The sequence below is a fragment of the Buchnera aphidicola (Schlechtendalia chinensis) genome (genome assembly GCF_001648115.1).
Taxonomy (GTDB): domain Bacteria; phylum Pseudomonadota; class Gammaproteobacteria; order Enterobacterales; family Enterobacteriaceae; genus Buchnera_B; species Buchnera_B aphidicola_N.
In genome coordinates, this window is sequence record NZ_CP011299.1 from 428,385 (window position 1) to 451,195 (window position 22,811).

At 24.9% G+C, this 22,811-nt stretch carries 19 protein-coding genes; 8 read left to right on the top strand and 11 right to left on the bottom strand.

What is annotated here, in order from left to right; translation table 11 throughout:
- The first annotated feature begins 21 nt into the window (after nt 1-21).
- Nucleotides 22-1,308 (top strand): phosphopyruvate hydratase, encoded by a 1,287-nt coding sequence (gene eno, locus XW81_RS01925; RefSeq protein WP_075474435.1) that lies wholly within the window; start codon nt 22-24, stop codon nt 1,306-1,308.
- A 507-nt stretch (nt 1,309-1,815) separates the two neighbouring features.
- Here the strand turns inward: eno and ispF are convergent.
- The 4 genes from ispF to mutS form a co-directional block, all read right to left on the bottom strand.
- The gene (gene ispF / locus XW81_RS01930) at nt 1,816-2,295 is read right to left on the bottom strand and encodes a 2-C-methyl-D-erythritol 2,4-cyclodiphosphate synthase (RefSeq protein WP_075474266.1); all 480 of its coding nucleotides are present in this window, start codon (nt 2,293-2,295) and stop codon (nt 1,816-1,818) included.
- Complete coding sequence (ispD, locus tag XW81_RS01935; protein ID WP_075474267.1) at nt 2,292-3,011, bottom strand: 2-C-methyl-D-erythritol 4-phosphate cytidylyltransferase; 720 nt, start codon at nt 3,009-3,011, stop codon at nt 2,292-2,294. Before ispD ends, ispF begins: the two co-directional genes overlap by 4 nt.
- A gap of 59 nt (nt 3,012-3,070) precedes the next feature.
- A complete protein-coding gene (locus XW81_RS01940) occupies nt 3,071-3,337 on the bottom strand; it encodes a septum formation initiator family protein (RefSeq protein WP_075474268.1) in 267 nt (88 codons plus the stop codon).
- A 605-nt stretch (nt 3,338-3,942) separates the two neighbouring features.
- Nucleotides 3,943-6,354, bottom strand: coding sequence for a DNA mismatch repair protein MutS (mutS, locus tag XW81_RS01945; RefSeq protein ID WP_195182279.1), 2,412 nt, complete (start codon nt 6,352-6,354; stop codon nt 3,943-3,945).
- A gap of 203 nt (nt 6,355-6,557) precedes the next feature.
- Here mutS and XW81_RS01950 point away from each other — a divergent pair, with 203 nt between their 5' ends.
- Nucleotides 6,558-7,184, top strand: coding sequence for a DsbA family protein (locus tag XW81_RS01950; RefSeq protein WP_075474270.1), 627 nt, complete (start codon nt 6,558-6,560; stop codon nt 7,182-7,184).
- A gap of 126 nt (nt 7,185-7,310) precedes the next feature.
- Nucleotides 7,311-8,225, top strand: coding sequence for a 5'-3' exonuclease (locus XW81_RS01955; RefSeq protein ID WP_075474271.1), 915 nt, complete (start codon nt 7,311-7,313; stop codon nt 8,223-8,225).
- A gap of 169 nt (nt 8,226-8,394) precedes the next feature.
- Here the strand turns inward: XW81_RS01955 and yihA are convergent, their stop codons facing one another.
- On the bottom strand, nt 8,395-9,006 hold the full coding sequence (yihA, locus tag XW81_RS01960) for a ribosome biogenesis GTP-binding protein YihA/YsxC (protein WP_075474272.1): 612 nt from the start codon (nt 9,004-9,006) through the stop codon (nt 8,395-8,397).
- 280 nt (nt 9,007-9,286) lie between these two features.
- Between yihA and typA the strand changes: the two genes are divergently transcribed.
- The gene (gene typA, locus XW81_RS01965) at nt 9,287-11,101 is read left to right on the top strand and encodes a translational GTPase TypA (protein ID WP_075474273.1); all 1,815 of its coding nucleotides are present in this window, start codon (nt 9,287-9,289) and stop codon (nt 11,099-11,101) included.
- 154 nt (nt 11,102-11,255) lie between these two features.
- Here the strand turns inward: typA and gmk are convergent, their stop codons facing one another.
- From gmk to prfB, 6 genes are all read right to left on the bottom strand, one after another.
- Nucleotides 11,256-11,879 carry a guanylate kinase gene (gmk, locus tag XW81_RS01970; RefSeq protein WP_075474274.1) on the bottom strand — a complete coding sequence of 208 codons (624 nt, stop codon included), beginning with the start codon at nt 11,877-11,879 and terminating at the stop codon, nt 11,256-11,258.
- 83 nt (nt 11,880-11,962) lie between these two features.
- The gene (thyA, locus tag XW81_RS01975; protein ID WP_075474275.1) at nt 11,963-12,757 is read right to left on the bottom strand and encodes a thymidylate synthase; all 795 of its coding nucleotides are present in this window, start codon (nt 12,755-12,757) and stop codon (nt 11,963-11,965) included.
- Nucleotides 12,758-12,764: 7 nt separating this feature from the next.
- Nucleotides 12,765-13,622 carry a prolipoprotein diacylglyceryl transferase gene (gene lgt, locus XW81_RS01980; RefSeq protein WP_075474276.1) on the bottom strand — a complete coding sequence of 286 codons (858 nt, stop codon included), beginning with the start codon at nt 13,620-13,622 and terminating at the stop codon, nt 12,765-12,767.
- A gap of 116 nt (nt 13,623-13,738) precedes the next feature.
- The gene (lysA, locus tag XW81_RS01985; RefSeq protein ID WP_075474277.1) at nt 13,739-14,995 is read right to left on the bottom strand and encodes a diaminopimelate decarboxylase; all 1,257 of its coding nucleotides are present in this window, start codon (nt 14,993-14,995) and stop codon (nt 13,739-13,741) included.
- Nucleotides 14,996-15,130: 135 nt separating this feature from the next.
- The gene (lysS, locus tag XW81_RS01990; protein WP_075474278.1) at nt 15,131-16,615 is read right to left on the bottom strand and encodes a lysine--tRNA ligase; all 1,485 of its coding nucleotides are present in this window, start codon (nt 16,613-16,615) and stop codon (nt 15,131-15,133) included.
- Between the two features lie 45 nt (nt 16,616-16,660).
- Nucleotides 16,661-17,759 (bottom strand): peptide chain release factor 2 gene (gene prfB, locus XW81_RS01995; protein WP_154017316.1). Its coding sequence is split into 2 segments (ribosomal slippage): nt 16,661-17,683 and nt 17,685-17,759, totalling 1,098 coding nucleotides; the frame shifts between segments, so codons are not numbered across the junction.
- A gap of 279 nt (nt 17,760-18,038) precedes the next feature.
- On the opposite strand from prfB, the gene ygfZ reads away from it, so the two are divergent.
- The 4 genes from ygfZ to corC all read left to right on the top strand — a co-directional run bounded on the left by ygfZ (nt 18,039) and on the right by corC (nt 22,061).
- The gene (ygfZ, locus tag XW81_RS02000; protein WP_075474280.1) at nt 18,039-19,016 is read left to right on the top strand and encodes a tRNA-modifying protein YgfZ; all 978 of its coding nucleotides are present in this window, start codon (nt 18,039-18,041) and stop codon (nt 19,014-19,016) included.
- 110 nt (nt 19,017-19,126) lie between these two features.
- Nucleotides 19,127-20,476, top strand: coding sequence for a tRNA (N6-isopentenyl adenosine(37)-C2)-methylthiotransferase MiaB (miaB, locus tag XW81_RS02005; protein ID WP_075474281.1), 1,350 nt, complete (start codon nt 19,127-19,129; stop codon nt 20,474-20,476).
- A gap of 313 nt (nt 20,477-20,789) precedes the next feature.
- Complete coding sequence (ybeY, locus tag XW81_RS02010) at nt 20,790-21,146, top strand: rRNA maturation RNase YbeY (RefSeq protein ID WP_228860900.1); 357 nt, start codon at nt 20,790-20,792, stop codon at nt 21,144-21,146.
- A 36-nt stretch (nt 21,147-21,182) separates the two neighbouring features.
- The gene (gene corC / locus XW81_RS02015; RefSeq protein ID WP_075474282.1) at nt 21,183-22,061 is read left to right on the top strand and encodes a CNNM family magnesium/cobalt transport protein CorC; all 879 of its coding nucleotides are present in this window, start codon (nt 21,183-21,185) and stop codon (nt 22,059-22,061) included.
- The last annotated feature ends 750 nt before the right edge of the window (nt 22,062-22,811 follow it).

The window sequence follows — 22,811 nt, forward strand, 5'->3', positions numbered from 1 at the left end:
AAATAATAGAGAAGCATGTTTATGTCTAAAATTGAAAAAATAATTGCTAGAGAAATAATAGATTCTCGAGGTCACCCAACAGTTGAATCCGAAGTTCATGTAACTGGAAATTTTTTTGGATTAGCCTCGTCACCTTCTGGATCTTCAAAAGGTTCAAAAGAAGCTCTAGAATTACGCGACAACGATAACTCACGATTTTTTGGAAAAGGAGTAACCAAATCTGTCAAATTAATTGAAAATACCATTTTAAAAAAATTAAAAGATAAAGATTCTAATAATCAGACTGAAATTGATAATATAATGATTAAATTAGATGGTACTCAAAATAAATCAAAATTAGGTTCTAATACTATTCTGTCTGTGTCATTGGCAACAGCTAGAGCATCAGCAGCATATCAAGGAATTCCTTTATATCAACATATTTCACAATTAAATAAAACTTCACAAAATTTTTCCATACCTATTCCAATGATAAATATAATAAACGGAGGAAAACACGCAAATAATAACGTAGATATACAAGAATTTATGATACAACCAATAAATGCTAGAACAATTAAAGAAGCTATTAGAATAGGGTCGGAAATATTTCACACATTAGGAAAAATCTTAAAAATAAAAGGATTAAGTACAGCCGTTGGAGATGAAGGTGGATATGCTCCCAATTTAGAATCTAATGAATCAGCACTAAAAATTATTAAAGATGCTATTGAAAAATCTGGATATACATTAGGAAAAGATATCACTTTAGCATTAGATTGTGCGGCTTCTGAACTATATGATAAATCTACACAAAAATATGTACTATCAGGAGAAAAAAAAGATTTTACATCTAAGGAGTTTACACATTACCTAGAAAATTTAGTTCAAAAATACTCTATTACTTCCATAGAAGATGGGCAAGATGAATCAGATTGGGATGGATTTTCTTACCAAACAAAAGTATTAGGAAAAGAAATTCAAATTGTTGGAGACGATCTATTTGCTACTAATCCGATCTTATTAAAAAAAGGAATAAATCGAAAAATAGCAAATGCTATTTTAATTAAGTTAAATCAAATAGGAACATTAAGCGAAACATTGGAAACCATAAAAATTGCGAAAGAAGCCAATTATGCTGTAATTATTTCACACCGTTCCGGAGAAACAGAAGACACATTTATATCTGACTTATCTGTAGGAACTGCATCTACTCAAATTAAAACTGGATCTATGAGTAGATCTGAACGCACGTCAAAATATAATCAATTGATACGAATAGAAGAACAACTAAATAATAATTCAAAATTTTGCAAAAAACGTAACTAAATCACCTAAAATCAATATGTAACGTCAAATTATCAATCGTAACAAATAGCAAACTTAATTTAAAATAACAATTTGCTATTTGTTACGCACAAAAAACTATTAATATTATTAAATCTTAATATTTCCAAAAATATATTTTGAAAATTAAAAATAAAGATATTATTACAATTTACTAATTTTAAAATTTAATTGATTCCAAAAACTTTTGAAAATACTATTACTTTAATATAATAAAAAAAAGTTGTTAAAAACTGTTTAAGGTCAAATTTTAATTTTTATTTAAAATTTACTATAAACGTAAGAAAATATACATATTATTACTTGACTTCAAAAAAATCTAATAATTTCTTTACAAAGGTTATTGGTAATACATTAAGAATTTAAAATTCAAAAAAATTTTATGTGCTATGTCTTATGTACAAAAACCGTGATTTTTATAAAACAAAAAAGTGTAATATATTTAAAGACATTGTTTTAATAATTATTATTATGCATATTTAACACTGTTTAATCAAATCTCTTTTTTAACATTACGACGGATTCGCATGCTACTCCTTCTTTTCTTCCAATAAATCCTAATTTTTCAGTAGTAGTATATTTAACACTTACATTTTCTATGGAACATAAAATATCCATAGCAACGTTTTTTCTCATTATATTTCGATAAATTGACATTTTTGGAGCTTGAGCAATTACTGTAATATCAATATTGGAAACAACATATCCTTTTTTTGAAATCATTTTCCATATTGTCCGCAGTAATATACGACTATCAACATTTTTGTATTCTTTTTTAGTATTCGGGAAAATTGAGCCAATATCCCCTAATGCAGAAGCACCTATTAACGCATCTATAACAGTGTGTACAACAACATCACCATCAGAGTGCGCAATTAAACCATACGTATAAGGAATAATTACCCCTCCAATAATTAAAGGTTTGTAACCACCAAATGCATGCACATCAAATCCATGACCAATTCTCATATGCTACTTCTCTCATGAAATTTACTTTTTAAATAACAATTGACAAAAGAAATATCTTCTGGATAAGTTACTTTAATATTACTACTGCATCCTTGCACTAATTTAGGAAAATATCCACAATATTCCATAGCTGATGACTCATCAGTTATATTAATTCCTGAATCTATTACTTTTTTAAGGCAAAACGTTAACAATTTTAACGGAAAACACTGTGGAGTAAGCGCATTCCACAATCGATTACGATTAATAGTGCTAAAAATTTCAGAGTTATTTGTACTATATTTAAGAGTATTAGATACTGGAGTCGCTAATATTCCACCTATTGCACTAGTATTAACTAACGATAAAATTTTATTTAAATCATTAATATTTAAACATGGCCTTACAGCATCATGAACAATTACCCAATCCGCATTAGAAATTGCTAATAATCCAGATAAGACAGAATGAATTCGTAATCGCCCACCAAAAACAGAAAATACGCGTGGATGAGACGAAATAGGTAATGTATTAAAAAAAACATCTTTTTTATTTAAGACAACAATTATTTTAGATATATTAGAATGCGACAAAAAAAAATTCACGCTATGTTCAAGAATAGTATGCCCTTGTATTTTTAAATACTGTTTAGGTATATTTAATAACATTCTACTACCAATTCCAGCTGCGGGAATAACAGCAAAAATTCTAGAATGCAGTAAATTAATAGTATTCATAAAATTATTTTTAAATTTCTATAAACGTATCGTTCTCTTAAATTATTAGTACTACTATTTTAGACAATTCGATAAAAAGTTTCACCTTTCTTTATCATTCCTAATTTACTTCTTGCAAATTCTTCTTTTAGTTCATCACTAGTATTCCAATCTTGTATCTCTAATAAAAGTTCTTTATTTCTGTTTAGAACGTTTAAAATATTCTCTTCTTTTTTTAAATTTTTATTATATAATTGAACATACTCGTATAATCCATTTTTTCCTATAAAAAAGTTTACTTGCAACCAAAAAAACAAAACTATTAAACTTATCTTTGCAATTACCATATTTTTTACTCTGAAAAATATTCAATTAGCAATTCAATATTTGTAATCGTATATTATTAATGTTATTCAAGGTATAATAAAATTTATATATAAATATATAATCATTGTAAACTTTACATTTTTATATAAATTTTATAAACAATAATTTCAAAAGTTAATATTAATAAAAAAATTTTTGTAACTACAAAAAATACAATTTTACCATTTCATCTTTTAACACGCATATGAAAAATTAGATTTTTAAAACATAAAATTAATTTTTTATTGAAAAATATTGAACTATCTAAAGTAAAGATATACATAAATTTATACTTTCATTGGAAAAAAATAAATAACATATGTAGACATCGTCTATCTTAAAAAATGTCAAAAAAATCTAACAAAATCATTAAAATAACAAATTTTTAAAAATTTTAAAATTAATTTAAATTTTAATATAATTTAGAGAGTCGTGATTGCTATTAAAATTGTAATTATTATTTCATCTAAAAAATTAAAACTCCTCAAAATTTTTAAAAAATTAGAACAACTTTTAATATTTCAAACTAATTTATATTTTAAAACATTATTATTTAAATATTATTGATATATTACAAAAAGGATAACTACTCGCTGCTAGATAACTCTTGAAATTTTTTTTTAGCCATTTCAATAACAGAAGATGGAAAATCTGCTAATTCAGCAACAGCTAATCCGTAACTCTTACGATATGATCCTTCTTTTAAAGAGTACATAAAAGAAACTTTCTTATTATATTCTAAAGCGTCAAAATATACATTTTTTACATTTGAAAAATTATTTTTAAAATCAGTTAATGCAAAATAATGAGTAGACAATAATGTCATTGATTTAATTTTTTTTACAAAAAATTCCATACAAGCCCAAGCTAAAGACAAACCATCGTTAATAGATGTTCCTCTCCCTATTTCATCAATTAAAATCAAACTATATTTATTAGCATTTCTTAATATATAAGACATTTCTACCATTTCTGTCATAAAAGTAGATTTTCCATTTGCTACGTTGTCTGCAGAACCAATTCGAGTAAAAATTTTATCAAAATATCCAATTTTCGCATAACTAGCTGGAACAAAGCTACCTATCCATGCCATAATAACAATTAATGCTATTTGTCGCATATAAGTACTTTTTCCACCCATGTTAGGTCCAGTTATAATCAAAGTATTTTGTTCCTTTGATAAATGAACAGAATTGGGAATAAATGGAGTTCTTAAAATAGTTTCTACAACAGGATGTCTACCATTCGATAACAATATCCCATATTTGTTATGGATTATAGGGCATACATAATTTAATGTACATGCTCGTTCAGACAAATTATTTAAAACATCTAATTTGGATAGTGAAAACGAACTCTTTTGTAAAGATTCTAAATGAGGAAAAATGAAATCAAAAATTTCGTTATACAACTTTTTTTCAATTTCTAATACTTTTTCTCTAGCATTTATAATATTATATTCGTATTCTATTAACTTTTGAGTAGAATACCTTTTAAAATTTTTTAACGTTTGCCTAAGAATATAATGATCAGGAACTAGCCCAAAATGTCTTTTGCTAATTTGTATATAATATCCTATGATTTTATTATATCTAATTTTTAAAGAACTTATATTTAGATCATTACGTTCTTTTATCTCAAAACTTTTGATATAGTTACAAGTTCCTTCTTTTATAGATCTCCAATTATCTAACTCAGAATTGTAACGATCCTCTATAACATTCCCTTCCTGAATAGTGCTCGAAGGAAAATCTTTTATAGAACGTTCTAATAATTCTTTAATCGAATTAAACTCTTTAATTGAATAACTGATATCTTTTAAACATGAACAGTTTGTATTATTTAATATAAAATTAATTTTAGAAAATTGATTTAAAGCTACACGCATTAAAATTAAGTCTCTTGGACAAGCAGTTTTAAGATAAATACGCGAAATAATTCGTTCTAAATCACCAATCTTCTTTAAAAGCGGTTTTAATAAAAAAAAAACAGTTTTTAACGCTTTAATAACAGCATGTCTATTCTTTATTACAGAAGTATCCTTAATAGGAGAACTCAACCATTGTTTTAACAACCTACTTCCCATTGAAGTTGAAGTATGATCGAGAATAGATAAAAGTGTATGTTCTTTTTTTCCAGAAACATTTAAAAAAATTTCTAAATGTTTTCTCGTTACATCACTCATATAAATATAATCGTTATCACATCTTACACTAATTGATTTTATATGAGGTAAATAAAAACATTGTATTGATTTTGCATAAGATAGTAAGCATCCTGAAGCTCGAATAGCCAAATCAAGATTTTTTTCTTTAAGATTTAAAATGCTTTCAAAGCCAAATTGAATTTCTAATTGCTTACAAGCATACTTAAAATCAAATTCGCGTAATGATTTGTATCGGATTCCCTTTCGATTTAGAATGACCGTACTATTCGAAAAATTTTCAGGAACCAATAATTCTTCGGGATTTGTTCTATGTATTTCAGAAATAAACGATTCACAGGATAAATGCTCGGAAATGCAAAAACTTCCAGAGCACAAATTCAATATAGCATATCCAAACTTTTTATTTTTATAATAAATAGAACCTAATAAATTATCTTTATCTTCTTCTAATAAAAAGTCTTCTACTGCTGTTCCAGGGGTAATAACTTTAACAACTTTACGATCAATCAATCCTGAAGATGATTTTTTAATTCCATTCTGTTCACATATTGCTACAGATTCTCTCAAATCTATTATTTTTTTTAAATAATAATTTAATGAACTTACAGGAATACCAGCCATAGGAACTTCTGAACCTAAAGAGTATCCTCTTTTAGTAAGAGTAAGATTCAATAATTTAGATATGCGTATAGCATCTTCATAAAAGAGTTCATAAAAATCTCCCATTCTATATAATAAAAATATATCACAATAATTTGATTTTATTGATAAATATTGCTTTATCATTGGAGTGTGATCAAGTATCATATTTTTTTTATTCATAAAATTCACTTAATTTAAAAATTAAAAAAGTAATAAAAGCCATAAAAAATATGCAAAATTTTAACATTATTATACGCATTTTTTATATTTAATATAATAAAGTAAACTTTAATATAATATTAATTTATGAAATGTGTTTAATCTTTCCTATAATAAAATCTAAATTCTAAAAATTACAAAACTTTAAAACAATTCTAAATACTGAAACATATATGAAAAAATTTTTAATGATTTCTATTATATTAATACTGGGATTTAAAAGTACTTTCGCACATTCAGTGGAATGTGAAAAATACAGCATACTTAAAAAAGAAATTAAAAATTCTCCTCCAATAATAGAATTTTTTTCTTTTTTATGTCCGCATTGCTATATTCTAGAAAAAAAATACAATCTCGATTACCACATTAAAAAAAGTTTTTCTAATTCTATAAAAATCGAAAAATACCATGTCAATTTTCTAGGAGGAGAACTAGGTGATTCATTAACTCACATTTGGGAAATTTCTAAAATGCTCGGAGTAGAAAAAAAAATTATACTAACTATATTTGAAAAAGTTCAAAAAGAAAAAACTATTCAAAATTTTGTTACTCTAAAAAAAGAATTTTTAAAATTAACACATATAACTGAGAAAGAATTCCAATTTCTCTGGAACAGTTTTGTTATGAAATCTATAATATATAATCAAAATATTCTTCAAAATGAAATAAATTTAAATTATGTTCCTTTCATGATTGTTAATGGAAAATACATAGTAAAAAATGAGAGTATAAATTATAAATCACCAAAAATTTTTATCGCAGAGTATATAAATATAATAAAATCTTTATTAAAAAAATAAATAATGAATCGTAAATATCATAATATATAACGTATTATAAGTAAAAAACGTTGACACATTAAATTGATATTTTAAAAATTATAGTATAATCTTTATAAACGAACTTAACTTTTTTTTGTAAATTTTATGACTTTTAATCAAAATAATGTTCATTATCTATTAATAGATGGCACACCTTGTCTATATCGAGCGTACTATTCATCTCTATTTCTTAAAAATAATAGCAATGTACCCTCCGGAGCTATATATGGTTTTATAAATACTCTTAAAAAACTATCGTTTCAATATCCAAAAACTAAAATAATTTTAATATTTGACTCCCCTACTAAAACGTTTAGACATACTTTATTTAACTCCTATAAATTGAACAGACCAAAAATGCCACAAAATCTAAGAGTGCAAGTTGAACCATTGTATAAAATTATAAAAATGATAGGATTCCCAGTTATCACTGTTCCTTATTACGAAGCTGACGATATTATTGGAACATTAGCTTGTGAAGCAGAAAAGAATAAAAAATTTACTTTAATTAGCACTAATGATAAAGATTTCGCACAATTAGTAAGTATCAATATAAAAATACTGGAAACGAAATCTAACAAAATATTAGGTATAGAAGAAATGAAAAAGAGATATGGAATAAATCCAACATTAATACCTGACTTGTTTGGATTAATGGGAGATAGATCAGATAATATTCCAGGTATTCCGGGAATAGGAAAAAAAACAGCAACCTTTCTTTTGAAAACTTTTGGATCTTTAAAAAACATATACATAAATACTAATGAAATAACTAATCATCCATTAAGAGGGGCTAAAAATATAGTAAAAAAATTAATAAAAAATAAAAATTTAGCATTTATTTCAAAAAATCTTGCTACAATAAGAACTGACGTTTCAATGCAAAAATCTTTGAATGAACTCAAAATGTTTGAACCGTCTATCCACGAATTATTAAATATATTTAAACACTATAAATTTTATAACTTTGTAAAGCTACTAAAACAAGGAAAATTAGTAAAATATAATACTATTTCTTAAAATATAAGAATTTATGTTAAAATAGTAAAAAATTTTTTATTTTAAAACTATAAAATATATAATAAAAAAAATAAAAGTGTAAAAAGATACATTCAATATAAATACTTTATATTTTAAAATAATAATTTTAAAATTTAAAAAATATTGTTATTAAAATAATGAAATAACATTATTTTTTTGCTTTATCAAATATCCAAGAGTTTAATTGACATTTTAAATCATTCAATCCAATCTTTTTTAATGAAGAAAATAATTCTACTTTTATATGATTTAATAAAATCAATTCTTCTTGACGTATAACTTTTAGACGTTTTTGTCGTTCCGAAAAAATTACTTTGTCAACTTTATTTAACAAAATTAACACTGGTATATGGTATGACTTTGCTAAATTGATTATAATTTTGTCAAAAACTCTAATAGAACGTCGAACATCTACTAACATAATCAACCCTCTTAAACATTTCTGTACTCTTAAGTATTGAAAAATCATATTCTTTAAATTTAATTTAATACTTAAAGGAACTTTAGAATAGCCGTAACCTGGAAAATCTATTAAACGAACTCCTGGAATAATTTGAAAAACATTAATTGATTGTGTTCTTCCTGGAATTCTACTTACTCTAGCTAATTTTCGTTGATTAGTTAAAATATTAATAGCAGTTGATTTTCCAGAATTAGAATATCCAACGAAAGCTACTTCAGATCCATGATTATATTTATCTTTTTTTATATTAAAAATACTTTTTAAAAATATAGTACTATTATAATTTTTTTCAAACAAAATATAATTCCTGTAACCTTACTACAAAAACGAACTTTATTATAAAAATTATTGCATAAAAATAAAAATTTTACATTATAAATATAACGTAAAAGTTTACATTTATTATTGCAAAATTATTCAAAAAAAATCAATATACTTATTTTGAAAAATTAAATTTATAAATAAACTTCAAAATTATTACTATTCCAAAACAAATATGGTAAAATTAAAATTTAAATTGTTGTTTAAAAATTTTAGAATAATATTATTTCTTTGTTCTTTTACGATATATAAAAAGATGAATAAAAATCTAAGAAACATAGCTATTATTGCTCACGTTGATCATGGAAAAACTACTTTAATAGATAAATTATTACAACAATCAGGAGCTTTAAAAAGTTACAAAGAAACTTCTGATCGAATAATGGATTCGAATGATCTCGAAAAAGAACGAGGAATTACTATTTTTTCAAAAAATGCTGCAATTACATGGAAAAAATACCGAATTAACATTATTGATACTCCAGGTCATTCAGATTTTGGAGGAGAAGTAGAACGAATTTTATCAATGGTAGATTCAGTCTTACTCGTAGTTGATGCATTAGATGGACCAATGCCACAAACACGATTTGTTACTCAGAAATCGTTTGATTATGGAATAAATCCTATTGTAGTAATAAACAAAATAGATCGAAAGAATTCGAGACCCAATTGGGTAATTGATCAAATTTTTGAATTGTTTATAAACCTCAATGCTACTGATAAACAATTAGATTTTCCTATAATTTACACTTCTGCACTACTCGGAACATCTGGAATAGATTACAAGAACATGGGAAATGACATGTCAGCGTTATATGAAGCTATGATAAAATATACACCTTCTCCAAAAACTAACCTCAAAAATCCATTCCAAATGCAAATTTCTCAGTTACAATATGATAACTATTTAGGAACCATTGGAATTGGTCGAATTTCTCAAGGTTCAATAACGCCTAACAAAAATGTAACTATAATTAATAATATGGGATTAAAAACTTTTGGGAAAATAGGAAGAGTTTTAAATTATCGTGGTTTAAACAAAATAGACACTAATTTGGCTCAATCAGGGGACATAGTAGCAATTACAGGAATTTCAAACATAAACATTTCTGATACTATCTGTGATAATAGTTATGTGCAACCATTACCAAAGTTAAAAGTCGATAAACCAACTGTAGAAATGATGTTTTCTACAAATACTTCTCCATTTTCAGGAACAGAAGGCAAACACATCACGTCTAGAAAAATTCTTAATAGATTAAAAAAAGAAATAATTAATAATATTTCTTTAGAAATTAAAGAAACTGAAAATTCTAATATTTTTTCAATATCTGGACGTGGAGAATTGCATTTGTCAATACTAATTGAAAATATGAGAAGGGAAGGATTTGAATTAGAAGTATCACGTCCTAAAGTTATTAAACGAAACATAAACGGAATTATACAAGAACCGTTTAATACTGTTATGATAAACATAAAACAAGATCACCAGGGACTTGTTATGAAGTTAATAGGTGAAAGAAAAGGGAAAATTATTCATATTTCTACAGATTCAACAAATAGAATTAAAATTAATTGTATTCTTAGTAGTCGTGCACTAATTGGATTTAAATCAGAATTCATTACCCTCACTTCAGGATACGGGACATTTGATTTCTCTTTTAGTCATTATGAAAAAGTAAAATTTGAAAATATTGGACATCGGAAAAGCGGTGTATTAATATCTAATAAAACAGGATTTTCAGTAGGATTTTCTTTATTTAACTTACAAAGTCGTGGAAAGTTGTTTATAAAACACGGAGAAAAAGTATATGAAGGACAAATTATTGGAATTCACAATAAAATAAATGACTTAACCGTTAACTGTTTATCAGGAAAGAAATTAACTAACATGAGAGCATCTGGTTCCGATGAAGCTATAACTTTAACAAAACCTTTAAAAATTAATTTAGAATATGCTATTAGTTTCATAAACGACGACGAATTAGTAGAAGTAACTCCATCATCAATTAGATTAAGAAAAAAGTATCTGAAAGAAAATGAAAGAAAAGTTGCTTTAAGAAAACAGTAATTTAAACATACGTTACAAACATGTATAACATTTATTAAATGTGTTGGAAAATTTTAAAACTTTAAAAATATATAAAAAATAATTATTGTAATTTATAATAATTATAAAGAAATGTAATAATATTCTTATTAAAAATTTATTAAAAAAATTGTACCTATTTTTTTAATAAATTTTTAATAAGAATATTATGACTTTTAATTTGACGTTTTCTCGATAAATGTGCTACTTGAACAATTTTTTTTAAATTTGACAATGCTACTTTAAAATCATCATTAATAATTAAATAATCATATTCAACATAATGCTGCATTTCAGATACTGCTCGTTCCATTCTCTTATTTATTATAATATCACTGTCTTGTGATCTTTTACGCAATCGTCTATATAATTCGTTTTTAGATGGAGGTAATATAAAAATACTTTTAGAATCTGGAATTATATGACGTACTTGTTGCGCTCCTTGCCAATCAATGTCTAAAAAGATATCATTACCATCTAATAACAATTTATAAACTTTTTTGCGAGACGTTCCATAATAATTATTAAAAACTTTTGCATATTCTAAAAATCTCTTGTTTTTAATCATAGTTTTAAACTCGTTAATAGAAATAAAGTAGTAATGTCTTCCATTATGTTCTCCTGGTCTAATCATACGAGTAGTATGAGATATTGATACTTGTATTTTAAATAATGAATTAGTATTTAATACCTCTTGAATCAAACTAGATTTTCCTGTTCCGCTAGGCGCAGAAATTATAAATAGTATTCCTTTAACCATAATTTTTTTTAAAATGTAATAAGTTTAAAATTTTATAATGATTTAAAATGAATAATAACATTTTTAAAATTTTTAAGTAATTTTTATATTGCTATATCAGCTTTAATAGCAGGATGAAATTTATATTTCAACAAACTAAAATCACAAAAAGAATAATCAAATATTTCCTTAGGTTTATTATGAATAATTAATTTTGGAAGAGGAAACGGTACTCTCGATAACTGTTCTTTAGCTTGTATGATATGATTTTTATATAAATGTATATCCCCTCCAGTCCAAAGAAAATCACCGAGTTCTAAACAACATTGTTGTGCTATCATATGCATTAACAAAGCATAACTAGCAATATTAAAAGGAAGTCCTAAAAAAACATCACAAGAACGCTGATACAATTGACAACTCAAAACATTTTTCACGACATAAAATTGGAATAATACGTGGCATGGAAATAAAGCCATTTTTTTAAGATCCCCAACATTCCAACTAGAAACTAAAAGTCTTCTAGAATTTGGATCATTTTTAATTTGTTCGATAACATTTTTTATTTGATCAACTTCTGTACCATCTACAGTTTTCCACTTTCTCCATTGTTTACCATAAATAGGACCAAGATTTCCAAATTTGTCTGCCCATGGATTCCAGATAAATACTTTGTTATCATTTAAATATTTTACATTTGTATCTCCGTTAAGAAACCACAAAAGTTCATAAACAATAGAAGAGAAAGAACATTTTTTAGTAGTAACTAATGGAAAACCAAATTTAAGATTGAATTTCATATGATGACCAAAAATAGATAATGTTCCTACTCCAGTACGATCTTTTTTGTTTATTCCTTCGCACAAAACCTTATTTAATAAAAGCAAATAAATATTCATGTTTTACCTAATTCTTGATTATTTTTTTATAACACTTATAAATTATTATAAAGCCTACTATTATCATAGGAATAGATAAAATTTGTCCCATTGTAAAAAATTTAAAAAAGAACCCTAACTGATAATCCGGTTCACGAAAAAGCTCTGCTATAATACGCAAAATCCCATATAAAATTAAAAATATACTTGAAACTACTCCAACAGTTTTTATTTTTTTTGAAAAATAATGTAAAGCAATAAACAAAACAACGCCCTCTAAAAAAAACTCATAAATTTGAGATGGATGTCGAGGCAAAGCTCCAAATTTGCTCATTAACATTTTTAACTGAAAATCGTATTTAGACATTTCTAAATCTATTTCTTTAGACGTAGGATACAAAAAAGAAAACTGAAAATTTGGTGCAACTCGACCCCATAATTCCCCATTAATAAAATTTCCAAGTCTTCCCGCACCTAATCCAATAGGAACTAAAGGAACCAATAAATCAGAAATTAAAAAGAAATTTTTATTAAATTTTTTAGAAAAATAAAAAATTACTAAAATTACCCCCAACAAACCTCCATGAAAAGACATTCCACCTTCCCAAACCTTAAAAATATGTGAAACATTATTTAAAAAAAACCATGGATTATACAAAATTATATATCCTATTCTTCCACCAACAAATAAACCAAGAAAACCAAAATATATAATACTTTCTACTTCTTCATATAATAATCCTATTTTAGATAAAAAAACTTTTCCTCTGTATAAAACAAAAAGAAAACCTAAGAAATACATGAAACCATACCAACTCATAGAAATATTAAAAATAGAGAAAATTACAGGGTTAAAGTTAGGAAATAATATGTAAGTATAATTCATAAATTTTTATTTTAATTCCGTTTTGTCTAACAAAATTTTTAGACTTTAATAGACTAAAATGTATATTATACTTTCATTTTTGTAAATAAGAATAATTCTAAGAATATCTTGTTAAATTATTTGCAACTCTTTTCCAATTCCAACAATTGATTTATAGTTTGACGTTTCCTAATCAAACGAAAAGTTCCATTTTGAAATAAAACTTCTGGTATTAGTAAACGACTATTATAATTAGACGACATTGAAGCTCCATATGCTCCGGTATTATGAAAGACTAAATAATCTCCAAATCTAACTTTAGGAAGCATTCTAACTTTAAGATCGCCCTTACCATTTTGAGTAAAAACGTCTCCTGATTCACATAAGGGGCCTCCTACTATCGTTTCTATAATATCGTTTTTATCTATCTCCCGTCCATCTCCTGGAAGAACAGATATATGATGATAACTTCCATACATTACCGGTCTCATTAAATCATTAAATCCAGCATCAATAAGAACAAATAATTTAGAACTAGTTCGCTTTACTGACCTCACTTCAGAAACCAATATCCCAGATTCTGCTACTAAAAACCTTCCAGGTTCAATTTCCAATCTAATAGGATGTTTCAAATAATCAGCAATTTTTTTTCGTGCTATATTCCATAACATAAAATATTTGTTAACATCAAACACCTCGTCACGTTCCTTATAAGGAACAGTTAATCCTCCTCCCGCTGATATCACTTCTATATCATGATTAAGATATAAAACTTGTTGTACCATCTCTCGACATACGTTATACAAATATTTATGATCAACACCAGATCCAATATGCATGTGTAAACCAATTAACTTCAAATTATATCTTTTTATAAGTGGTATTGCTAAACTGACATCCCAAATTCCATGTTTACTGTTTTCTCCTCCTGTATTTGTTTTTGTACTATGTCCATGACCAAATTTCGGATTAATTCTTAACCAGATAGAATGTCCTGGAGATACTGTTCCAATTTGTTTCAACATATCTGTAGATCCTACATTTACTGGGATATGGTATTTAACAATTTTTTCCAATGTGTATCTATCAATGACATCAGCTGTAAATATAATATCTTGATTAGTACAATTATATCCAGAAATTAACCCTCTTTCAATTTCTCCTAATGAAACAGCATCAATTTTTACTCTATGTTTGCGAAAAAGTTTCAAAATGTGAATATTAGAACAAGATTTTTGTGCAAATCGAATTATATCAAATTGACGTAACTGTCTAATTCTATTAACAATAATATTTGAATCATATATCCATATGGGAGAACCATATTGTTTAACTAAATTTAATATATTAGTTTCACTAAAAACTATATTTTTTTTTTCTTTATAATTAAGCATATTATTTCTCAAAAATTTTACGTTATTTTGTACAAAAAATTTTAAATAGAAATTAATAAAATTATTAAAAAATTTTATTAATATTAAAGTATCAACGTATTATAAAAATAAACGATTTAAAATATACTTTTAAAACTAAATAGGTTTAAGAATAGGAAAAAGAATAACATCACGAATACTTTTTTGATTTGTTAAAATCATTATTAATCGATCCACTCCTATACCCATTCCAGAAGTTGGAGGCAATCCATATTCAAGAGCAGTTATATAATCTTTATCATAGAATATCGAATTATCTTCAGATTTAGAAAATTGATTGCTTGTTTGCTCCAAAAACCTACTTTTTTGATCATCTGAGTCATTTAATTCTGAAAATCCGTTAGCTAATTCAAACCCAGAAATAAACAACTCAAATCGATCAGCAACATCAGAACAAACATTATTTCGTCTAGACAACGGAGATACTTCTATAGGATAATCAGTTATAAAAGTAGGCTGAATTAGTTTTTTCTCAACTGTTTTATTAAATATTTCTAATATTAATTTTCCTATTCCCCAATTTTTCTCTACCTGTATTCCAAGAGAATTCACTATCTCTAAAACACACTTTAAATTTTCCAAATCAGATAATTTGATATTAGAATTAAAGTTTAATATTGCTTGTTTCATTGTTAATTTATGAAAACTTTTTTCAAAATCTAACTCATATTCTCCATATACAAACCTCAAACTACCTAAAACTGAAAACACAATCTTTTTTAACAAACTTTCAGTTAGCATCATCATATCTTTGTAATCTGAATAAGCCATGTAAACTTCCATCATAGTAAATTCTGGATTATGACGAGTTGAAATACCTTCATTACGAAAATTTTTATTAATTTCAAAAATACGTTCAAATCCTCCAATAATTAATCTTTTTAAATATAGTTCAGGAGAAATTCTTAAATACAAATTCAAATTTAAAGAATTATGATAAGTAACAAATGGTCTAGCAGTAGCACCTCCTGGAACATTTTGTATCATAGGAGTTTCTACTTCTAAAAATTTATGTTTTAACATAAATTTTCTAATATTAATAATAACATCTGACCTAGTTTTAAATACAGAACTCAAACTCTTATTGCTAATAAGATCCAGATATCTTTTTCTATATCTAACTTCTTTATTGTATAATCCATGAAATTTATCTGGTAATGGCTTTAATGATTTAGTTAACAATTTTAATTTTTTACAATTAATAGATAATTCTCCTGTTTGAGTTCTAAATAAATTCCCTTCAGCACCTATAATATCTCCTAAGTCTAGTATTTTAATCATATCTTCATAGAACTTATCTACAATATTTTTTTGTGAAACATATAACTGAATTTCTCCTTCACAATCTTTTAAAATAAAAAAAGAACTTTTCCCCATAACACGTTTCTTTAAAATACGACCAGCTACACTAAAAAAAAGTTTTAATACTTTTAATTTATTATTACTATAAGATTTATATGTATTTTTAATTTCTATAGAATTTATGTTCGGTTTAAAATCATTGGGAAAATTAAAACCATTTTTCTTTATAAAGGACAATTTTTTACGTCTTTGAACTTCTTCATTATTACATCCATTCATATATATAACCTCTAACTAATTTTAATAAAACAATGATATAATATGTTATAAACCATGTCTTAAGCTAGATTCAATAAATATATCTAAGAATCCATCCAAAATAGATTGAGTATTGCTTACTTCCACTCCTGTTCTCAAATCTTTAATTCTAGAACTATCTAATATATATGAACGTATTTGATTGCCCCATCCTATATCTGACTTTTGGATTTCCAAAATTTGTTTTTCACTTTTAATTTTATTCATAGTCATCTTATACAATTTTGACTTTAACTGTCGCAATGCTATATTTTTATTTTTGTGTTGAGAACGACTACTTTGAGATTGAGTCACTAATCCTGAAGGTATGTGAGTGACTCTCACTGCAGATTCAGTTTTGTTTACATGTTGTCCTCCAGCGCCAGATGCGCGATATACATCAATTCTTAAATCACAAGAATTTATTTTTATCTGTACAGTATTATCAATATCAGGATATACAAAAACCGAAGCAAAAGAAGTATGACGTTGATTATTAGAACTAAATGGACTTTTTCTTACTAAACGATGAATTCCAGTTTCGGTCCTTAACCATCCAAAAGCATATTTTCCTAATATTTGAATCGTAGCAGATTTTATACCAACTATTTCACCATGAGTTTTTTCAATAATTTCTATTTTAAAATTCTTGTAACAAGACCATTTAACATACATTCGAAATAACATATTAGCCCAATCTTGAGCATCTGTTCCTCCAGAGCCTGATTGTATATCTAAATAACAATTCAAACGATCATGCTTATTCGAAAAAAAATAATTTAATTCTAATTTTTTAATAGTAACTTCTATTATGTTCAACTCATCGACGATATCACATAATAAATTTGAATTTTTTTCTTTAATCGATAGTTCTAAAATTTCTGTTATCATCCTTAAATCAGATTCTGCACGATCTATAGAATTAATTAAAGAAGTTAAAATTCCTTTTTCTTGATTTAATTTAATTATTAAATTAGAATTTTCCCAAGATTGACATAATTTTAATTCACGATTTATTTCGGAAAGTTTTATATTTTTATTTTCATAGTCAAAGAAATACCTTTAAATTATAAATTTTATTAAAACAAATTTGAATACGATGCTTTATTACATTAATTTCATATATCATTTATAATTCTCTTAATTACATTTTAAAAAATATTTGTATTAAAAACAAAAAATATATTTTCAAAATAATTATTTTAAAAAATAATTTAACGTTTTGAATGCTATCTTACGTAAAGCTAAAACATTAGTAAAATTTTCAAAAAACTAATACTCTAATACTTAAATTAAACTTAATTATTAAAAGCACTTTTAATTTTCCAAAATACGAAAAACTATCTATTAACCTAAAAATGTTCAAAATGCATTTCTTAATAGCTATAATAATAAGACAACATATATGAAAACGTCTAATTTTAATGATGAATATTTGTTAAAACTTTCTCAAAAAGATATAATCTTAACTAATTTAAATAATTGGAGTTTAATAGAAATATCCGGTTCAGATTGTCAAAAATATCTTCAAAACCAAATTACTATTAATGTGAATTCATTGAATGAAAACAATCACAAAATATGCGCACATTGTAATATAAATGGAAAAGTTTATAGTAATTTAAGAATATTTAAAATTACTAATAATAATTATATGTACCTTCAAAGGAAAAGCATTTCAGACAAGCAAATTAAAGAATTTAAAAAATACTCTATCTTTTCCGACATAAAAATATCTTATTCTAACGATATATATTTATTAGGAATTTTTGGAGCAAAGACAAAAATAAAATTATCAAATTATTTTAAAAAAATTCCAAATAAAAATTTTCCTCTTTGTAAGAATAATAATAGCATATTGTTATGGTTTAACTCTCCTTTTGAAAGATTTTTACTAATTACGAAAAAAAATGATATTGTTTTAAATGACATATTAACATTAAAAAAAGAAACAAATGATGAAAAAACATGGGAAGCATTAGACATTGCTTCTAAATTCCCCATTCTAGACAAAGAAAATAGTGGAAAATTCTTCCCACAAGCACTAAACTTAGAAAATTTGTTCGGATTAGATCTTAAAAAAGGATGCTACTACGGACAAGAAATGATTTCTAAATCACATTTTAAAAAACTTAACAAATATAAATTACACTGGCTAACTGGGAAATTTAATGCAATAGTACAAATTGGAACAATAATAGAAATTAAAAATGATATTACTAATTGGAAAAAAATTGGATATGTTTTATCTGCTGTTAATATTTGCTCAAAAATAATATGGATACAAGCAGTACTCAAAATCAATATTAAACAAGATAGCATATTCAGAATTGAAAGTGATAAACAAAACATTTTAACTATTCAAAATGAAATTTTTGCATAAAATACCTCATAAATCGTATTTACATAACTAAAAGTGTTTCTAATATTTTGCTTAACACAAAATAAAACTATGTTTCTTTAAAGAACGAGTTAAAGCGGAATAACTAAATTATGACTGAAAAAAATATTTATATAAAAACTTGGGGTTGTCAAATGAACGAATATGACTCATCTATGATAACTCAATTATTAGAAAAAAAACACAACTTCAAACGAATATATATACCTGAAATAGCTGATGTTTTAATTCTTAATACTTGTTCAATTCGCGAAAAAGCACAAGAAAAAGTATTTCATCAATTGGGAAGGTGGAAAAAATTAAAAAAAAATAATCCCAACGTTATTATTGCAGTAGGTGGATGTGTAGCAACGCAAGAAGGAGAAGAAATTAGAAAACGCGCAAACTATGTAGATATTATATTTGGAACACAAACTCTACATAGATTACCAAATATGATAAAAATGGTAAAACAAAACAAAAAACATGTTATTGATATAGACTTTCCACTAATTGAAAAATTTGATTTTATAGAATATCAAAACTTTCCAGGAATAACAGCATATGTCACTATAATAGAAGGTTGTAATAAATTTTGTTCTTTTTGTATCGTACCATATACTAGAGGTTATGAGGTTAGCCGACCAGTTGACGACATCTTGTTAGAAATTTCTATGTTGTCTAAAAGAGGAGTTCGAGAAGTTAATCTATTAGGACAAAATGTTAACGCATATAGAGGAAAAACTTTTGACGGGAAAATTTGTAAATTTTCAGAATTGTTAAAATTAGTTGCATTGATAGACGGAATTGATAGAATTAGATTTACAACAAGTAACCCAATTGAATTTACTGATGATATCATTGAAGCATATTTAGATACGAAAAAAATAGTTAGCTTTCTTCATTTACCTGTACAAAGTGGATCTAATCGAATTTTAAAATTAATGAAGAGAGCTCACAGTGTTCAAGAATACAAAAAAATTATTGAGAAAATAACTAAGAATCGACCAAATATTCAAATTAGCTCAGATTTTATTGTTGGATTTCCGGGAGAAACACAAAAAGATTTTGAAAAAACATTGAACTTCATTAAAGAAATAAATTTTGATATGAGTTTTAGTTTTATATATTCTTCTCGTCCAGGTACACCAGCAGCAGAATTACCAGACAATTTACCTTTAGAAGAAAAGAAAAATAGGCTTTATGAACTTCAAAAGCTTATTAATAAAAATGCAAAATTGTGGAATGAAAAAATGTTAGGAAGTATACAATCTATTCTAGTAGAAGGACCATCTCGGAAAAATCCCATGGAACTATATGGAAGAACAGAAAATAACCGAATAGTTAATTTTGAAGGACAGCCTAATATGATAGGTCAATTTATTAATGTAAAAATTACAAAAATAAATTCTAATTCTCTTAAAGGGTATTATTCTAAAAAGTTTAGCAATAAAAATTTGTAAAATAGAATGCTAAATACTAATTTTTACATTAAAAATAAATGCTAAAATTATTTTAATAAAACACTAAAAAACAATAGTATACATAAAAAAAGTTTGATAAAATTTTAAAAAGTATTGTAATGCTACATAAAATAATTTTAAATCACATAAAATACAAAAAAACATTTAATGAAATCAATCATTGTAAATTTGCAAATAGCTTGTTCAAAAAAAAAATACTTTCCAAAAAGAATAAAGTATGCAAAATGGATACAATCTATTTTAAAAAAAAAATAACGTTGAAATAACAATACGAATCGTTAAAAAATCTGAAATTAAATTTTTAAATTTTAAATATCGAAAAAAAAATAAAACTACGAATATATTATCTTTCCCAGCTACTACTAATCGCATAATCAAATCTCAATACATCGGAGATTTAGTAGTATGTAGTGCAATTATTAAAAAAGAAGCTCAAGAACAACATAAATCAATAGAATCACACTGGGCACACATGATTATACATGGAACATTACATTTATTAGGATATCATCACGACAACAAACAAAACTTAAAAAAAATGAAAAACTTAGAAATTAAAACAATGTTACGTTTAGGATTTCAAAATCCTTACAATATAAAACAGCTGAATTCAAATAAAAACTTTGAAACTTCTGTAAAAAGTTTTTAAAAAATTAACATACAATAAAATTTAAACTAAGATGTCATGAATGACGACTATTCAATACACAAAAATAAAAATAATAGAAAAAACTTTTTTTCTATTTTATTAAACCAAATTTTTCATGATGAGCCAAAAAGTACAGAAGAATTGTTAAAACTCATGAAATATTCAAAAAAGAACAAATTAATAGATCAAGATACCTGTGATATGTTAGAAGGAGTAATTGACATAAAAAAACAAAAAATTTGTGATATAATGATTCCTAGAATACAAATGATAACTCTAAAATTAAATTACTCATTAAAAAAATGTTTAGATATAATTATAAAATCTGCTCATTCACGTTTTCCTGTAATGAACTATGATGAAAATTACGTTGAAGGATTTCTAATCGCAAAAGACTTTCTACCTTTTATAAAAAGTTCGTCTAATTCCTTTGATATGAAAAAAATGTTGCGTCCTTCTGTTGTTGTTCCTGAAAGCAAACATGTCAGTTGTATGTTACAAGAATTCCGATTACAAAAAAATCATATGGCAATTGTAATAGACGAATTTGGAGCTGTTTCAGGGCTAGTTACAATTGAAGATATACTAGAATTAATTGTAGGGAAAATTGATGATGAGTACGATAAAAGCGAATCTAACATTCGTCAAATAGATCAATATAATTTTATAATAAAATCTTTTACTTCTATAAAAGAATTCAACGATGCATTTAAAACCAATTTTAATTCTGAAGAAGTAGACACCATTGGTGGATTAGTTATGAAAAAAATTGGACATCTTCCCAGTAAAGGTGAATCCATCAACATTTTAGAATATAAATTTAAAGTTCATGTAGCAAATAAAAGAAGAATAATACAATTAAAAGTCACTATTCCTAAAAACAACGAATTTCCCAAACTTTTAGAGAAGAAATAATATAACAAACGAAAAATGTTTAAATAACATTTTTATTACTTCAAATTTCCGCCGACTTAAAAAAATGTAAAATGTATTATCATATACAAAATCCATCAAAGTACATATCTAAAAATTAAAAAACATGCTTTATAAAAAGTAAGAAAATAATTATGCTATAAATGCAAAAAACATTATTCTTTAAAGTAAATTTATTATAATTTTATATTTTATAAACAATTTATGAAAAAACGAAATTTATAATAAAAAGAGATACGCATGTACTAAAATTATTGACATTACTTTTATATAACATTAATGAGCAATTTATTTATTTGAAATTCTAATATATTATTGTTCTACATTTAAAATACGGTTCATATAAAAAATTAATTCCTATGTAATATAAAATTAAAAAATAAAATCTTTTCTTAACTTCCTTGAAAATCATTATTACAATATACCTAAAACATTTTCAAAACGTTATAAAGACAAAAACATTTATTTAATAAATAAATATATTAGAAAATAATAAAAATGAAAATATTATTAAAAAATATAAAATGTTATAAAGTTCTAATTTTTGTGAAAATCTATAGATAAAATTTTTTTTACTATTTAAAAAACAGCATATCACTTAAAAACTTTGTTATATCTTAAAAAAAATTTAAAAACTTATGAAATCACCAAACACAATTAAAAAATTATAAATATTCAACTCTACTGGTAAGATAAGAAAATAAGAACACAATGTTCTCTAAAGTTTTAAAA

Bases quoted from the DNA above. Each gene is read 5' to 3' on its own strand.
- eno (WP_075474435.1), top strand. From the start codon at position 22: ATGTCTAAAATTGAAAAAATAATTGCTAGAGAAATAATAGATTCTCGA.
- ispF (WP_075474266.1), bottom strand. From the start codon at position 2,295: ATGAGAATTGGTCATGGATTTGATGTGCATGCATTTGGTGGTTACAAA.
- ispD (WP_075474267.1), bottom strand. From the start codon at position 3,011: ATGAATACTATTAATTTACTGCATTCTAGAATTTTTGCTGTTATTCCC.
- XW81_RS01940 (WP_075474268.1), bottom strand. From the start codon at position 3,337: ATGGTAATTGCAAAGATAAGTTTAATAGTTTTGTTTTTTTGGTTGCAA.
- XW81_RS01950 (WP_075474270.1), top strand. From the start codon at position 6,558: ATGAAAAAATTTTTAATGATTTCTATTATATTAATACTGGGATTTAAA.
- XW81_RS01955 (WP_075474271.1), top strand. From the start codon at position 7,311: ATGACTTTTAATCAAAATAATGTTCATTATCTATTAATAGATGGCACA.
- typA (WP_075474273.1), top strand. From the start codon at position 9,287: ATGAATAAAAATCTAAGAAACATAGCTATTATTGCTCACGTTGATCAT.
- gmk (WP_075474274.1), bottom strand. From the start codon at position 11,879: ATGGTTAAAGGAATACTATTTATAATTTCTGCGCCTAGCGGAACAGGA.
- thyA (WP_075474275.1), bottom strand. From the start codon at position 12,757: ATGAATATTTATTTGCTTTTATTAAATAAGGTTTTGTGCGAAGGAATA.
- lgt (WP_075474276.1), bottom strand. From the start codon at position 13,622: ATGAATTATACTTACATATTATTTCCTAACTTTAACCCTGTAATTTTC.
- lysA (WP_075474277.1), bottom strand. From the start codon at position 14,995: ATGCTTAATTATAAAGAAAAAAAAAATATAGTTTTTAGTGAAACTAAT.
- lysS (WP_075474278.1), bottom strand. From the start codon at position 16,615: ATGAATGGATGTAATAATGAAGAAGTTCAAAGACGTAAAAAATTGTCC.
- ygfZ (WP_075474280.1), top strand. From the start codon at position 18,039: ATGAAAACGTCTAATTTTAATGATGAATATTTGTTAAAACTTTCTCAA.
- miaB (WP_075474281.1), top strand. From the start codon at position 19,127: ATGACTGAAAAAAATATTTATATAAAAACTTGGGGTTGTCAAATGAAC.
- corC (WP_075474282.1), top strand. From the start codon at position 21,183: ATGAATGACGACTATTCAATACACAAAAATAAAAATAATAGAAAAAAC.